Source organism: Terriglobus albidus, from assembly GCF_025685425.1.
Classification (GTDB): domain Bacteria; phylum Acidobacteriota; class Terriglobia; order Terriglobales; family Acidobacteriaceae; genus Terriglobus; species Terriglobus albidus.
The window spans coordinates 16,727-32,557 of record NZ_JAGTAS010000056.1; the positions used below are offsets into that span (position 1 = coordinate 16,727).

Sequence of the window (15,831 nt, forward strand, 5' to 3'; positions counted from 1 at the left end):
TTCTCACCATACTCCTTAGAGGGGGATGTCTGACCTACGGAAGGGTGACAGGCAGGACTGGATGATCGATGTTCGCCTATTCCTTTGGCATGGAGTGGAAATAGGCCGTTATTCGCACGCAGAGGGCGTCTATCGCACAGGTGTCGCAATGCAGCAAGAGGATGTCGGTCATAAGGCATCGGACCTTAAAAGGGCTTGATTTATCCCGCTGAGGTTTTCATGCGATGCGAAAACTTGTTTGCAAAGTAATAAATAATGCCTGCACTTAAGTATGGATACCTTTGAGTATTGCGCCCTCAATGGGAAGCAAATAGGGTCACGGAATCCTTACGACAAATTTCGAATGACTCCTGGAGAGTCGACGACGGAGTCGTTTCATGAAGTGGGGTTCCTGTGCGTTTGTCTGTCCTTCTGCTTGGTACTGCAAAAAATAGAGTGTGGTTCCGGACCGTACTTGTCGCAGGGGCTGTCTTATCCGGTGGTCTTCTCGGCATCGCACAAAACGCGTTTCCCAGCAGTGGGAATGTGGGGATCGGAACGCTAAGCCCGAACTCGTTGCTGCATCTCTATACGTTCACGCCAAGCACGATGCTCACAATCCAGTCTGGTTACACCGGCCCTGCTGAAGTGGGGATCAAGTTCCAGAATTCCGAGGCGAGCGGGTCAATTGTCTCCAACTGGTGGGCAGGAGGAATGACGTTCACCACTCCGCGGGATCTGGTACAGAGTGGCTTTCATTTCTTCTCTCAGGGGGGATCTGAAGTAGCCCACATCGATACCAGTTCAGGTGGAATGGCCGTTGGCTCAACGTATGCATCAGGAACCGTTCAAGCGCCGGCGAACGGCATGATCGTGAGGGGGAATGTCGGCATAGGTACGACATCTCCAGCCGCCAAACTCGACGTCAATGGCAGCGTAAAGATCAGCGGTAGCGGCGCTTCAATGACCTTCCCTGACAGCACAGTGCAGTCGACGGCGTGGAATGGCACGACTTGTGGCGGAGACTACGCAGAATCAGTCGATGTGACCGGCGACCGTAAGGCTTATGAGCCCGGCGATGTGCTGGTGATCGACCGTACCGCCTCGGGTAAATTTGCGCACTCCACGACACCATACTCCCGACTTGTCGCTGGTATTTACTCCACCAGGCCAGGACTGACCGGCCGCCGTCAGGGCCGGACCGTGACTGGAGAGGAGGCTCCGATGGCAATGCTGGGTATTGTCCCTACAAAGGTCAGCGCCGAGAACGGAGCCATTGACGTGGGTGATCTGCTGGTCTCTTCCGGAACGGAAGGCTATGCGATGAAGGGAACGGACTTCAGCAAGTTGATGGGTGCTGTTATTGGGAAAGCAATGGCAAAGCTGGATACGGGGAAAGGCTTGATTGAAGTTCTAGTTTCACTGCAGTAACTACTGTTTGGTTCGTCGAGTTAGCGGAAGAACGAAGGGTTCGAGGAGAGAAATATTCATGCGTAACAAATTAGGCCTTGGTCTGGTACGTGTAAGCGTGTCGTTGATCTTTGGAAGTGTCTCGGTTCTTGCTCAGACAAATGTGACTGTCGACACCAATTCCCCTGGTTCCTATATGAGCATTCCTGTATTCAGAAGTGGTTCTGTCATTGCTAATTCAACGATGGTGCAGGCTCCAAACGGCAACATCGGAATCAAAACCGGGACGGCCGCTCCTTTTTTTCCGTTGACGGTCTATGGCAACGCCGCGTTCGGTTATGGCACCGATACTATGAACGGTTTGATCACCATGGGGAAAACTCCACTCGTTCAGATCGTTGGAGGTGGTAATTCGAATGCGGCTCCGAGCCTTGGACTGCTGCAATTGAATATGAACGCTATTGGCATGACCCAGGCCGCGGCTGAGATCTACATTGGCGCTTCAGCCGGCACGACTGCAACCTCGCGGGCCCCGGTACAGAATGGGGTGCTCCTTGGACAGCTAGGGTTCTTCGGGGATGACGGCACGAATGTGCGTACGCGGGGCGCCTTTATCAATTCGTATGTTGATACCTCGCATGTCCCAGTATCGACCGGTGTTATTCCGGCCGGTCTTAACCTCGGAACGACCAGCAGCGCTCCGATCATCTTCAGCACGAGAGTCAATCTGGCAAACGGGAGAGACGTAACTGATCCGACGCAAACCTCCGAAAGAATGCGTATTGACTACAACGGCAATGTCGGTATCGGTACCGGGACTCCTAGGGAGAAGCTGGAAGTAAACGGCAATATCAAGATAAGCGGTGTCGGTGCATCGATAGCTTTTCAGGATGGCTCGGTGCAAAACACTGCCTGGAATGGAACTACCTGTGGTGGTGACTACGCTGAGTCGGTAGACGTGACCGGAGACCGTAAGGCCTACGAGCCGGGCGATGTGCTGGTGATCGATCCCTCCTCTCCTGACAAATTCCTCCGCACCGCTGAGCCTTATTCTCCTCTGGTCGCTGGAATCTACTCCACTCAGCCCGGTCTTACAGGCCGCAGAAAAGGAGCTCCCAAGACCGGCGAAGAAGTTCCTATGGCGCTTGTCGGTATTGTGCCGACGAAAGTAAGTGCTGAGAACGGGCCCATCAAGCCGGGCACACTGCTTGTGACTTCGTCCACTGCCGGCTATGCGATGCGAGGCACGGACCGGGAGAAGCTGACGGGTGCCATTATCGGTAAGGCGATGGGCACACTCGACTCCGGTAAGGGAGTCATCGAAATTCTGGTTTCACTGCAGTAGTTACTGCCTGGTTCGTTTGGACAACAGAAAAAGATTGGTTCTAAGGGAGAGAAATTTCATGCGTTATAAGTTGAGCCTTGGCCTGATCGGCGCGAGTGCGTTGCTTATTCTCGGAAATGTCGCAGCTTTTGCCCAAACAAATGTGACGGTGGACAACAGTTCTCCAGGTACATACGGAAACATTCCCTATTTCAGAAGTGGATCTGTCATTGCTAATTCCACGATGGTGCAGGCTCCAAACGGCAACATAGGAATCAAGACCGGGACTACCGCCCCTTTTTTCCCGCTGACAGTATATGGCAACGCTGCGTTCGGTTACGGCCCCGATACGATGAGCGGTCTTATCACCATGGGGAAGACACCCCTCGTTCAGATCGTTGGAGGTGGTAATCCGAATGCGAATCCGGGCCTTGGACTGTTGCAGTTGAATATAAACGCTCCGAATATGGCCCAGGCCGCAGCGGAGGTTTACATCGGCGCCTCAGGCGGTACGACTGTAACCACCCCGGTTGCAGTACAGAATGGGGCGCTCCTTGGCATGGTGGGGTTCTTCGGGGATGACGGTACGAATGTGCGTACGCGGGGCGCGTTTATCCATTCGTATGTTGATACGGGGGTTCGCCCGGTATCGACCGGTGTTATTCCAGCCGGTCTTGTTCTAGGAACAACTAGTAGCGGCCCGATCATCTTCGGCACAAGATGGAATCTGGCAAACGCGAGAGACGTAGACAATCCGACGCAAACCGCCGAAAGAATGCGCATTGCCTACAACGGCAATGTTGGGATCGGCACAGGGGCTCCCGCATCAAAACTGGAAGTAAACGGCAATATCGCGCTAACTTCCGGAAGCGGTGCATCGATGATCTACCCGGATGGAACAGTGCAGTCAACCGCCTGGAATGGCACGACCTGCGGCGGTGACTACGCTGAGTCGGTAGACGTGACCGGTGACCGAAAGACGTATGAGCCGGGCGATGTGCTGGTCGTCGATCCAAAGGTCGAAGGCAAATTTCTCAAGTCTTCCGAGCCGTATGCGACTACTGTGATGGGGATCTATTCGACCCAGCCCGGACTCACTGGGCGTCGTGTAGGTGCTCCGAAGACAGGTGAAGAAGTCCCGATGGCGATGCTGGGCATTGTGCCCACGAAAGTAAGTGCGGAGAACGGCGCTATCAAGCCAGGTGACTTATTGGTGACCTCGTCCACTCCTGGATACGCAATGAAGGCGACGGATCGCTCCCGCATGATAGGAGCACTGATAGGAAAAGCCCTCGGTCATCTCGATTCAGGAGTTGGCGTGATTGAAGTCGGAATAGCACTGCAGTAATTATTTGCCTGGTTCGTTAGGAGAGAGTGCAATGCGTTTACGGAATGTTCTTGTAGCCGGGGCTATCGCGGCCGGCAGTGTGGCCGGTTTTGCCCAGGTTACCGGCAGTGGATCAACCAATACAGTTCCTAAATTCACCGGAAGCTCAACGATCGGTCCTTCGGCGATCTCCGAAGTAAATGGGAATGTCGGGATCGGCACGACAAACCCTGGAGCTTCTCGTTTGCAAGTTTCAGGCGGGAACGTCGCAGTTGATTCTGACCCTACTCCTAACCCTCTCCCCGGTGACAGCTCAGAAACAAACGCAACAAGGTATTTTCAGTGGAGTCGTGCATCGGACGGATGGACTCCTGCACGGATTGGACAGACTTACGGAATCACTTATGGTGGCAATCTTGTTTTCGACTTAAATTCAGGTGGCTCTCCTACATCTCTATTTACTGCAATGACGATTCTACAGAACGGCAACGTCGGGATTGGAATGGTCAATCCAGTAATGCCTCTGGATATTAAGCCCGATGCTAATAGCAATTGGATATCTTTGAATGATGGTAGCGGGCATGTCCTTGGAAGTTTTGGCCGCTCCGGCAACGGATTAATTATTGGAACCTGGTCCGGTGGTGCAAGCAATTTGATTCTAAATCCTACTGGCAACGTGGGCATCGGCACGACATCTCCAGCAACCAAACTCGATGTTAATGGAAGCGTGAAGATCAGCGGTAGTGGCGCTTCGATGACCTTCCCTGATAACACAGTGCAATCGACGGCGTGGAATGGAACGACGTGCGGCGGAGACTATGCGGAATCCATCGATGTCACCGGCGACCGTAAGTCTTATGGGCCGGGCGATGTGCTCGTCGTTGATCCGAAGGTCGCAGGCAAATTCCTTAAGTCCTCTGAGCCGTATGCCACCACAGTGATGGGCATTTACTCCACGCAGCCGGGATTGACTGGACGTCGCGTTGGTGCTCAGAAGACAGGCGAAGAAGTTCCCATGGCGATGCTGGGGATTGTGCCCACCAAGGTGAGTACGGAGAACGGCCCTATCAAGCCTGGCGACCTGTTGGTGACCTCGTCGACTCCCGGATATGCGATGAAAGCTACGGACCGTTCTCGCATGGTGGGAGCTCTGATTGGAAAAGCCCTCGATTATCTCGATTCGGGAACGGGCCTGATCGAAGTCGGAATTGCCCTGCAGTAATGATTTGCTTGGTTCGTTAGGAGAAGAGTGCAATGCGCTTACGGAATGTTCTTGTTGCTAGTGCTATCACTGCCGGAAGCATGGTTGGTTTTGCTCAGACAGTTACCGGTAGCGGATCGGCGGGTAAGCTTCCTGTCTTTACTACGACTGGATCCACGATCGGTGATTCGGTGATCTACCAAGCAACAAACGGCAATGTAGGGATAGGCACAACATCGCCGGATGCTCCATTGAAGGTCAATACAAGCGCTGGAACTACAAAGATATTCGGACCAAATCTCGAGCTGAATAATTTCGGTGCTGAGTACAACCTCTCAGTGACCTCTGGGAACTTTAACATTCAAAACAATTCCGATGGAGGCGCGCCCGTCCGCTTTGCGATTCTGGGCGGCTCAGGGAATGTTGGCCTGGGAACCTCTTCTCCGCAACAAAATCTCTCAGTGCAGGGAGGAGCTGTTATCGACCAGGGAAATGCCAATGCTGGGGCCTTCGATAACAGTGGGCTACATTTCGGTTCCTCCAGCGGAGAAGGAATTGCTTCTTCGAGAAGCGGAACGAACAACACGTGGGGACTTGATTTCTACACAAACTTTCAAAAGCGTCTATCGATTACGAATGTAGGAAGCGTCGGTATCGGAACATCAAATCCTCTGGGCTCTTTTGAAATAAGTGCTCCCGTAGGTGGCTTCGTAGTCTCAGGGCTGAATCTCGATCCTCAGTGGAATTCTCTCAACCTGAGTCGAGTCGTTAATAGCGGTAAATTAGTTACCGGATGGAACCGCATGGGCGGTGATGGCGAGGCTGATTTTCTTGCCAATCGAGGCGGTGGGGGAACAGGAGGCTTTGCCTTCTACGATGTAACCAATGGTGGTTCCGTCAATCCTCTTTTGCGCCTTCATGGAAACGGCAATGTGGGCATCGGCACAATCCAACCCAGCGCAAAGCTGGAAGTAAACGGCAGCATCAAGCTCACATCTGGTAGTGGCGCGTCCATGACTTACCCCGATGGCACCGTGCAGTCGACGGCATGGAACGGCACAACCTGCGGCGGCGACTATGCGGAATCAGTTGATGTCACCGGCGACCGCAAACGCTACGAGGCTGGAGACGTCCTGGTCATCGACGCTGACACACCGGACAAGTTCCTCCACTCCAGCGAACCCTACTCCAGATTCGTCGCCGGAATCTACTCCACCCGTCCGGGACTGACCGGCAGACGCGAGGGAAGAGCCAAGACCGGCGAAGAGGTCCCGATGGCCATGCTCGGCATCGTGCCCACCAAGGTAAGTGCAGAGAACGGAGTGATCCGCCCAGGAGACCTTCTGGTCTCTTCCGCCACGGAAGGCTACGCCATGAAGGGAACCGACTCCACCAGAATGATGGGCGCCGTGATCGGAAAAGCAATGGGACGTTTAGACAAGGGAACCGGAACGATCGAGGTTCTGGTGTCGCTGCAATAACTACAGGGTTAGTTAGAAAAGTGTGCGAGTCGTCACCAAATGAAGAAGGTAGTAATGCGAGACTTTATGAGTATTCGGAAAACAAATTATAAGCTCATCGTTGTGGTTGGAATTGCTCTGTTCGCCCTTCCTTTGTACTCCGCCGCTCAAGCAGGCTCTGCCAGCGAGCAGGATAAGACGCGTTTACTCGTACAGAAAGTTATTGCCGCGATGGGAGGAAATCAGTGGCGATCCGTCGGGGCAGTGACCTCCACGGTATCCATATCACTCCCCGACTCCTCCGCGGCCCTCAAAGAGGAGTGGAGTGATGACTGGAGTACGGGAACGGTTAGCAACCGGCGTGAACAGATCGATGGATCTGATAAGAAGGCCTGGATCTTTACACCGGAACGTTCGGAGACATACGGGAAGACGGCAACACCGTCCATAAGCCCGCCGGAATACGATCTGATCAATATCGCAAGGTCTATGCCAGCCGTTGCTTTGCTCATTGGGGCATCTAGAGACTCTTGTGTTTTTTCGCATGAAGTTCGAGCCGATGAGTCAAAGCAAATTGCCATATCGCAAGTCTGCATTGCTCGCCTCTACCCGAACCACCGCGTTGAGATCAAATGGATAATCGATGCCTCTTCTGCTCTGCCTATATCCGTCGAGCTTCCGATACGGGGAATGAATGGGAACGTTTCGCTTGCAACGGTGACCTTCCTGGAGTTCAAACAGGCCGATGGATTGAAGTATCCGGTTCGCGCCGAAATTACTTGGAGCGGGACAAAGTTCACTAAAACAATCAGCATGACAGAGACGAAGTTCTATACAGCTTTGGATAAGAGCAAGTTTTTAGGTCGTTAGGGAGCCAGTATGCGTAGAATTGTGTTTTTTCTTCTTTGGTTCTTAGCTACATGCTGTGGATCGATTGCTGTAGCGCAAGGGTTCAAAACAGATTCCCTCTTTCAGCATTTTGATGCCGACCATGTGAACGTGAGTGATTTGACATCGGTGGTGCGCATTCCGCTGTTTTCATGGGCGCAACGCGGATCATCGCCACCGCTGGAATTCGTGCTAAATGCGAATACCCCTATGTGGTATCCGCAGGTCAACTGCCTGGATGCAGGCCATTGCCAATACTTCTACAACCATGACCAGCCTCTTCCAACCAGCGATGGGTTTCCTAACCTGGGAGGATTTGGCCCGAGTTTTTTGCCGGTGGGAATACCATATGTAATAACTAAAAACTACACGTTCCAGGATCCGGGGTCCGCCTGGTGGAGTTATGATAAGAGCTATGTTATCGATGACTCTGGGGCAAGCCATCAGCTTTGGGTTGATGCAGGGAATGCCGGTTCGTCGCGAACTGTAGACGGGTCAGGTTACTTAGACGATAGCACGGGATTAAAAGACTCTCTGGGGCGCACTATAACGACTTCGTGGTCTGCGCCTCCATCGACTAACACCGTTACTGATAACGATGGGAACGTGATTTCCTGGACTTACAACTCAAACCAAACCGTTACATGGACGGATACGGTAGGTCGGTCACTTACCTTTGGTTGGAATTCGTTTAGCAGTAATACTTCGGGCTGCCCAACTCCTCCCGTAAATGAACCGTTGCCAGTTGCAAAGCTATTGATGACTGTTCCGGGGTATTCTGCCCCCTTGATGATTTGTTCGGCGAATGTCAATATCAATACCAACTTTTTTGGGAATGGACCTGGGCAGTCAGTCTCACAAACTATGAGTGGTGGCTGCGCGGGAGATCCGGGATGTCCCGCTTATTTCGTTATCGATTTCCTGGAAACATCGAAGACTGTTCAGCCAATACAGAGCGTAACGCTTCCGGATGGCCGAGTGTGGATGTTCCTCTATGACTCTGCCCCCGACAACACCACCAATGAAGCATATGGAGAGATAAAAAGAATCATCGAACCCACCAAGGGATCGATCTGGTATTGCTATAAGCACGACTGGCTTAAGCCCGGTAATCCCCCCGGCAGGTGGGGCTCTGGAACTCCCCTTTCTATATATCTGAGTGAGCGTGTTATCGACTCTGACCCCAATGCTCCCAACTATCAATGCGGCAGTTCGACTTCAGCGAACGGTCGTTCGATCTGGCACTATGAGGTCGGCCCAGATTCGGTGGGATATACAAATACGGTCACAGACCCCCAAGGGAATGACGAAGTGGCATCGTACGTTCCGGGTACCATATATAGTCAATACAATACGAATACCCGAACTGAAAGTTATTATTTGCATAGTGGAAACTCCCGGCAATTAATGAAATCTGTAACGGAAAGCAGCCAGGGAAAACGGCTGCCAGTCTCAGGAGATTCGGCGGAGCAGTTTTCTTTTGTCAATCGAGATAGCACAACGACAACGAATGTAGACAACGTTACAACAGAGACAGACTCCCAGGGCTACGACAGCTCATTTCAGCCGGCAATAAAAGTCTGTGGATTGGGACCGGACAATAATTTCTGTCAGTACAAAACGTCTGTCGCCACTGGTATAGGGCAGGTCACCAGCACCTCGAATGGAATTCAGACCCAAGCTACAGTCTATAAATGGAGTACCGATACAAACTTCTCAGCGGCAAATTTTATAAACGCAGTTCAGTCCCAGACTACGAGCGATGCGTCCTCATCCTCCGAGACGGATTACGCCTATGACGAGCCGAGCTATTACGGAGGCACGGGGAAAGGGCATTTGACGGGCATAACGAAGGTGAATGACAGCGGCTCCAATGTGACGACGCACACCCACTATGATTCGTACGGCATGCCCGACATACAATATGACGGTAAGAACCACTCGACAACAACGACTTATGATGCGACATACCATGTCTATCCTATTTCTGTGACAAAGGGCGGTTTATCCGATGGTTACTCCTATAACCTGGATACCGGAGCAGTCCTCTCTCATACCGATGCCAACAACCAGGTGACACAGTTTGGGTACGATTCTGGCGGCCGCCCAATAACGGTTCAGACGCCCGGGTTGAGTAGTGGCCACTACTCAACCACGATTTGCTACCCGGATTCCAACACGGCTCGTGTCTTCCAGGCGCAGGCTACCTCGATTTCGAGTCCATCCTCAGATGGAACGACATGTGGCTCATCCGCGTCCGATACAGTCATAAAAACCTTCAAGGCTGATGGGCTGGGAAGGACAGTCCGCTCTAGTCTCGATTCCGCTCCAGGTGGGGCCGTTCAATCGGACACCAGCTATGACGCATGGGGTCGTGTGACGTTCACGTCGATCCCGTATCTCGCTACTTCCAGTACATCGATTGGAACATCAACTCACTACGATGCGATCGGGCGGGTTTCCGAGGTTGATACGCCCACGGGTGTGAAGACCTGGGCGTATTCTGGCTTCACATCAAAACTGACTGATGAACTGCAAAACAGAAGGTGGACAACCACCGATGCGCTGGGGAGGATTACGTCCGTGCTTGAGCCGACAGCTCCGAGCACGGATCCCACTCTTTCCACCACTTATACGTACAATATTTTCGGTCTTACAGATGTGACCCAGTCAGGTGCAAGTGGAGATCAGCCACGCGTAAGAGCATTCCGTTACAACTCGTTGGGACAGCTAAAAGGAGCTTATAATCCAGAGAGCGGTTTGGTTTGCTATGGGACGTCTCTTGCGGGAAGCGTGGATTCTTGTTCGGGATCGTACGATCTGAATGGCAATCTGCTGGCTAAAACGGATGCGCGTGGAATCACGACGAACTTTGATTACGATTCGCTCGACCGCCTTCTGCATAAGACGTACGCTAATGGTGCGACTCAATCGCACACGCTTTCGAGTTGTTATGCGTATGGAACCAGCACCTCAGGCAATCTAAACGGGCGTCTGATTCATGAATGGACACAAGATGGATCCTGCCCAGGGGCACCGTCGTCAGGTGTCTGGACTCGCCACTCGGTGATTGCTTACGATGCGCTTGGTGGGATCTCACAGGAGGAGCGGTGCAACGGCAATAGCTGCACTCAAAGTCGGCCCCATTCCTTCACTTATCAGAGCGATCTCTCGGGAAACCTGACTCAATTTTCTGACGGACGTCAATTCTTTACCTTCCACACCGCATACGATGGCGCAGGAATGGCATCTTCGCTTCGTTCGTACCGCGGAACGTTGTCCTATCAGACTTTATATACCTTAACCGGTTCAGGCCCGGGTGGCATCACTGGATACTTGCTCGGGAATAATATCGCTGTTCAAAAGACATACGACCAATATCTAAGACTCCAGGGTCTGACAGCAAAGGCGAGGTAAGGTTAGGATGAGATTCGTTAGAGTGTCTGCCCTTTTTAGGCGTGCGCTGTTTGCAGGCTTTTCCATCATGGCCGTCGGTAATGCTACCTCACTACGAGCTGCCACGACTGTCGCCATTACTTCGCAAGGGAGTCCCGCGTCTGGCGGTAGTGTGACGCTGACCATTAATGGCGTCAGCAAAACTACTCGCTATGGTGCCTTCTCTACAACTCAGTCCATTGCATCGGCATTAGCCGCGATGTTTTCGGCCGATTGCAATGGACCCGCTACGGCAAAGGCTGACAACAATGGCGTCATAACAGTAAAACCGCGTGGTAGTGGTGTCTTATCCTCGGTTCAGGTGACAGGAAGCTCGGACCAAGGAGGAACGATAGCATTTGGCGGCTCTACCACTTCGACGTCGCCGCCCACGAATACCGTTCTTTATACCTATAACATTCAGCAAACGAACGGCTCCAGCGGCTATGCCGCGGATGGCAAGATCACGGCCTATTCCGATTCGGTCAATGGTACATGGTCCATGGATAACGGGTATGATTCGCTCAACCGGATCGCTACGGCATTCCAAACTCCCGTTGGCCGTTCATCACAGTATTTCTGCTGGGATTATGATAGCTTTGGCAACCGAACGACACAGTCCATATCTCAGTCTATATTCGGAGGATCCCCTGGAGATAAATGCACCTCACGTGCGACTGGTGCGTTAGCCGTAAATAACTGGGTACACTATGACCAGAATAACCGCCCAACCGAGTCGTGGGCCTCTGCATCGCCAGGTAGTCTTTCGCCCGACTCGGCGGGAAATTTAACTTCCGATGGGCAAAATTCGATGCTCTACGATCAGGAAGGCCGTCTTTGTGCCGTGAGCGGCCCTGGAGGTAATATCGGATACCTCTACGACGCCCAAGGTCAACGCGTCGCGAAAGGTACGATCACTTCTCTCTCCTGCAATCCGTCTCAAAATGGATTCACGATGACGGAGGAGATCATCACCACAGCGGGAGGTGCGCAAACCGTTCGTTTCGATTCGCAAGGAGCGTGGACCGAAAGCGATCTCACCGTCGGCGGACAGCTCGCCGCTACATACAGAAATGACGGTCAGGATGCGCACTTTCACATGGCGGATTGGCTTGGGAGCAAACGCTTTACGACTACTTCGGATGGCGCTCCAGAGCTCAAATGTGAAAGCGGAGCTTTTGGTGACGGGCAGATTTGCTCTGCGTTAGCTACTAACGCCTCAGATGTTAGTAACGTTCATTTCACTGACAAAGAAAGAGATCAGGAATCAGGACTCGATTACTTCGGAGCTCGGTACTATGGAAGTTCTATAGGACGGTTTATGTCCCCCGATCCAAGCGGTCTGGCATACGCTAGTCCCGGTAATCCGCAGAGCCTTAATCTTTATAGCTATGCGCTGAATAATCCGTTGAGATTCATAGATCCTTCTGGATTAACTTCATGCTTCTATGGTGGTGAGGGGGATACAACTGAAAACGATCATGATCCCACTGATTATGAGGACACGGGTACTGACGCAGCTTGCATAGCTAATGGAGGCAAGGTTCTGTCGGTAAATGCCACCGTTGACGTTCATGCTGATGGGAGTGGTGCTGGAGATATAACGACAGTTGGTGATGGCTTAACTACTCTGATCAACGTTTGGGTCGTTCCGAATATCGGAGGTTGCCCCTCGGCTGTAAAATATGCCGGAAAAACGATGGCCGGCGTCAAAAGAGCCGATGCTTCGTCTGCGGCGATTAATGATGCTGCATCCAAAAACAATGTGCCAGCTGCACTAATAGATGCGATTGGTATGGAAGAAACTGACTTCTCAAGTGTTCAGGAAAAAACGCAGGGTGGTGGTACAGGACCTGGGATGGGTGTTTTCCAACTCACGAACCAACCGGGGGTTTCCAAAGAGCAGGCATTCAGCATCCCGTTTTCCGCAAACCACACTGCACAGTCCCTTTCGAAGAATATGGTTAAATTCGCCAATAAGTTTCCTGCGCTAACTCCGACTCAACTGCTACAAGCTACTGCGGCTTCCCACAATATTGGCCCGGGAGGCATCAGTGGAAATCCTGCTACCATCGATAATGGTACTCATGGCACACCAGATGGTCATTACGGAGCTAGTGTTGTCGGCCTTATGAATTGCTTCGGAGGTTGGTAAATATTTTCTAAGAGGATTTATGCACAACCGTACCCTTTCAACTGCCTTGCTGATCTGTGTTGCGGTCACTGGTTCATTATTTGCGCAGAAGGATCTACCCGCGAGGTCAGCCTCTTTTCGCGATCCGCTAAAAAAGTTTGTGAGATCGGTTTTGAATCCAGATGGAAACAAAGATGGCAATGAGGATGCCAGGATCGTTTTTTTTCAAGTTCCTCCAAAAGGAAAAGCGAAGGCGATCGTACTTGTTTACGTCATCGGCAGCAACTGGTGCGGTAGTGGGGGCTGCACCTTGCTAATCTTGGAGCCGCTTGAATCTTCTTTTAAGGTTCTCGGCAGACTAACCATCGTTCAACTTCCAATATGGCTCTTGCCCAGTACAACGAATGGTTATCCTGATATTGGCGTTGGTGTTCGGGGAGGTCGCAGAACTCCTGTCGAATACGAAGCAAAGTTGTCGTTTGACGGGTTTATGTATCCAAGTAATCCCTCCCTTCCCCCGGCTCATAGAATACCGTTTGGTCGTGGTCGAAAAATCATTGTTTCTACGGAAGATAGCGTGGCGTTGTACTAGAGGACCTCGAGGGAAATGTGGGGGAGCGGGAAATGGAGGTGATAGATAGGACGTAACCGGATAATTTGTAGTGATGGGACGACTTGCACGAGTAGTTGCTGTCGGACAGCCGCATCACGTAACGCAGCGTGGCAACGCGCAGCGGTACATCTCGGAGCACGATGACGATCGGTCGTGTACTGAGGTGGTTGCTGGGAAGATGCAGCAATACAATGTGTCATTGCCTAGATATTGCTGATGTCCGAGCGCTCCTGTCCGTTGGAACCGTATTTAGCACTCCAGCATCCAGCACTCCGGCCATGGGTGTGCTTCAACGCCAACGCTAGGCTATCCGTCTCGTATGGAACCATCACAAGATGGACCACCCCATGTTCGTCGGATCGGCTTCGTCCCGTGCTCGCATGAAGCGTTTGATTTAATGTAGGATAGAAACACGGAGAGGTGGCAGAGCCCGGTTTAATGCACCTGACTCGAAATCAGACGTACCAGCAATGGTACCGGGGGTTCGAATCCCTCCCTCTCCGCCATCTGCTCACTCGGACCCGCTAAAATGCGGGTTTTGTTATCTGTAACGCAGCAGCGTGAGCTAGGTAGTCTTATGGGGAACCGGGTCACATCTATTAGCTCTGAACTTCGCGATGCGCTTGTGGCTCGCGCGTTGGAGTGTGGCTTCTCCGCTGCCGGGATTGCTGCTGTTCCTGAAGATAATCCTGATCTGCGGCGACGCTATGAGGGCTGGGTTGATCAGGGCTATGCCGGAGAGATGGGGTATCTACAGCGACGTGATGAGGCTGGGCAGTTGTTGCGCTCCTCATTGCGTGTGGCCATTCCCTGGGCGCGGTCGGTGATTGTCTGCTCGCTCAATTACAACGCTGCGCATCCGAAGTCGATCGATCCGGCTCCTGAAGGTTCGGGCTGGATCGCTCGGTATGCCTGGAGCGGCCGGCCTGATGGCGATGACCTTGCTCCAACCGATTATCACGATGTGCTGCTCGCGAAGCTGCGGGGCGTCGAAGAGTTTCTGCGCGAGCAGGCCGGGCCTGATCTGGAGGTCCGCAGCTATGTCGATACCGGTCCTGTCGTCGAGCGAAGCTTCGCCGAAGCCGCCGGTGTGGGCTGGGTAGGGAAGAATACCTGCATGATTCAGCAGGGAACCGGCTCCTGGACGCTGCTTGCTGTCATCGTCACTTCGCTGCCTCTTGTCCACGAAGCTGAGCTCCTGCCGGCGGCAGATCGCTGTGGCACCTGCACACGCTGCCTGGATGCTTGCCCGACCGGGGCGCTGATCGCTCCGCGGCAGATGGATGCGCGCAAGTGCATCGCCTATCTGACGATCGAGAAGAAGGGCGAGATCGAAGAGGAGCTGCGTCCGCTGATGGGGCGGCAGATCTTCGGCTGCGATATCTGCCAGGATGTCTGTCCGTGGAATCGCAAGGCTCCCGTGGGCAGCACGACGGAGATGCAGCCGCGCACCGAGCTGGTGAACCCTGACCTGGCGATGCTGGCGGCGATGACGCCCGCTGAGTTCCGCACGCGTTTCCGCGGGTCGCCGCTGGAGCGCACGCGTCTGAAGCGTCTGCGCCGGAATATCGCGATTGCGATGGGGAACAGCGAAGACACACGTTATCTGCCGCAGCTTGAAGCGTGGCAGCAATCAGAGGATACGGTATTGCGTACGACGGCGGCGTGGGCTGTACAACGCATCACCCACAGCCGCCAGCGTGCTGTGATCTAGCCGTCTTAATCTAAGTTCGCGCCATCTGAAGCGTTGAAAAAGCAGGTCCTTCGCCATTCGGCTCAGGATGACACCATTTGGGTACGAACTTTAGACTCGCCGCCCTAGACCCCGCGAACGACGTTGGCAGCGCTGAGTCCCTTCGGACCCTGCTGGCACTCGAATTCGACTGCCTCGCCTTCGTTCAACGTCTTGTAGCCCTCCTCCTGAATTGCGGAGAAGTGTACAAATACGTCCTTTCCATCAGCGCGCTGGATAAAGCCGTAACCTTTTGTTCCGTTGAACCACTTCACGACACCCTTTTCCTTCACAGCCAGTCCCTTCTTGTTTGCGAGCCTCTCCCTGG

12 protein-coding genes and 1 tRNA gene are annotated in these 15,831 nt (G+C 52.9%); 11 read left to right on the forward strand and 2 right to left on the reverse strand.

What is annotated here, in order from left to right; translation table 11 throughout:
- Positions 1–435 precede the first annotated feature (435 nt).
- From OHL21_RS14800 to OHL21_RS14810, 3 genes are read left to right on the forward strand one after another with little or no spacing between them, the layout of a single operon-like run.
- On the forward strand, positions 436–1,410 hold the full coding sequence (locus tag OHL21_RS14800) for a hypothetical protein (RefSeq protein WP_263418058.1): 975 nt from the start codon (positions 436–438) through the stop codon (positions 1,408–1,410).
- A 58-nt stretch (positions 1,411–1,468) separates the two neighbouring features.
- Positions 1,469–2,734, forward strand: a complete 1,266-nt coding sequence (locus tag OHL21_RS14805) for a hypothetical protein (RefSeq protein ID WP_263418059.1) — start codon at positions 1,469–1,471, stop codon at positions 2,732–2,734.
- A 58-nt stretch (positions 2,735–2,792) separates the two neighbouring features.
- Entirely contained in the window at positions 2,793–4,061 is a 1,269-nt protein-coding gene (locus OHL21_RS14810) for a hypothetical protein (protein WP_263418060.1), read from the forward strand.
- Here OHL21_RS14810 and OHL21_RS14815 read toward each other — a convergent pair whose 3' ends face one another.
- Positions 4,062–4,262: a hypothetical protein gene (locus OHL21_RS14815; protein WP_263418061.1), complete on the reverse strand. Its 201-nt coding sequence runs from the start codon at positions 4,260–4,262 to the stop codon at positions 4,062–4,064.
- Between the two features lie 244 nt (positions 4,263–4,506).
- On the opposite strand from OHL21_RS14815, the gene OHL21_RS14820 reads away from it, so the two are divergent.
- From OHL21_RS14820 to queG, 8 genes are all read left to right on the forward strand, one after another.
- Positions 4,507–5,262 carry a hypothetical protein gene (locus OHL21_RS14820; RefSeq protein WP_263418062.1) on the forward strand — a complete coding sequence of 252 codons (756 nt, stop codon included), beginning with the start codon at positions 4,507–4,509 and terminating at the stop codon, positions 5,260–5,262.
- Between the two features lie 32 nt (positions 5,263–5,294).
- Entirely contained in the window at positions 5,295–6,722 is a 1,428-nt protein-coding gene (locus OHL21_RS14825; protein ID WP_263418063.1) for a hypothetical protein, read from the forward strand.
- Positions 6,723–6,776: 54 nt separating this feature from the next.
- Positions 6,777–7,571: a hypothetical protein gene (locus tag OHL21_RS14830; protein WP_263418064.1), complete on the forward strand. Its 795-nt coding sequence runs from the start codon at positions 6,777–6,779 to the stop codon at positions 7,569–7,571.
- 9 nt (positions 7,572–7,580) lie between these two features.
- Complete coding sequence (locus tag OHL21_RS14835; RefSeq protein ID WP_263418065.1) at positions 7,581–11,006, forward strand: RHS repeat domain-containing protein; 3,426 nt, start codon at positions 7,581–7,583, stop codon at positions 11,004–11,006.
- A gap of 22 nt (positions 11,007–11,028) precedes the next feature.
- Complete coding sequence (locus OHL21_RS14840) at positions 11,029–13,179, forward strand: RHS repeat-associated core domain-containing protein (RefSeq protein ID WP_263418066.1); 2,151 nt, start codon at positions 11,029–11,031, stop codon at positions 13,177–13,179.
- A gap of 19 nt (positions 13,180–13,198) precedes the next feature.
- The gene (locus OHL21_RS14845; protein WP_263418067.1) at positions 13,199–13,750 is read left to right on the forward strand and encodes a hypothetical protein; all 552 of its coding nucleotides are present in this window, start codon (positions 13,199–13,201) and stop codon (positions 13,748–13,750) included.
- Between the two features lie 435 nt (positions 13,751–14,185).
- Positions 14,186–14,277: transfer RNA gene (locus OHL21_RS14850), tRNA-Ser, on the forward strand.
- Positions 14,278–14,396: 119 nt separating this feature from the next.
- Entirely contained in the window at positions 14,397–15,485 is a 1,089-nt protein-coding gene (gene queG / locus OHL21_RS14855; RefSeq protein ID WP_263418068.1) for a tRNA epoxyqueuosine(34) reductase QueG, read from the forward strand.
- Positions 15,486–15,589: 104 nt separating this feature from the next.
- Here queG and OHL21_RS14860 read toward each other — a convergent pair whose 3' ends face one another.
- Positions 15,590–15,796 carry a cold-shock protein gene (locus tag OHL21_RS14860; protein ID WP_317889988.1) on the reverse strand — a complete coding sequence of 69 codons (207 nt, stop codon included), beginning with the start codon at positions 15,794–15,796 and terminating at the stop codon, positions 15,590–15,592.
- Positions 15,797–15,831: the final 35 nt, after the last annotated feature.

What these genes read in the sequence shown, in the direction of transcription:
- OHL21_RS14805 (WP_263418059.1), top strand. Translation starts at nt 1,469, where the DNA reads ATGCGTAACAAATTAGGCCTTGGTCTGGTACGTGTAAGCGTGTCGTTG.
- OHL21_RS14810 (WP_263418060.1), top strand. Translation starts at nt 2,793, where the DNA reads ATGCGTTATAAGTTGAGCCTTGGCCTGATCGGCGCGAGTGCGTTGCTT.
- OHL21_RS14820 (WP_263418062.1), top strand. Translation starts at nt 4,507, where the DNA reads ATGACGATTCTACAGAACGGCAACGTCGGGATTGGAATGGTCAATCCA.
- OHL21_RS14825 (WP_263418063.1), top strand. Translation starts at nt 5,295, where the DNA reads ATGCGCTTACGGAATGTTCTTGTTGCTAGTGCTATCACTGCCGGAAGC.
- OHL21_RS14830 (WP_263418064.1), top strand. Translation starts at nt 6,777, where the DNA reads ATGCGAGACTTTATGAGTATTCGGAAAACAAATTATAAGCTCATCGTT.
- OHL21_RS14835 (WP_263418065.1), top strand. Translation starts at nt 7,581, where the DNA reads ATGCGTAGAATTGTGTTTTTTCTTCTTTGGTTCTTAGCTACATGCTGT.
- OHL21_RS14845 (WP_263418067.1), top strand. Translation starts at nt 13,199, where the DNA reads ATGCACAACCGTACCCTTTCAACTGCCTTGCTGATCTGTGTTGCGGTC.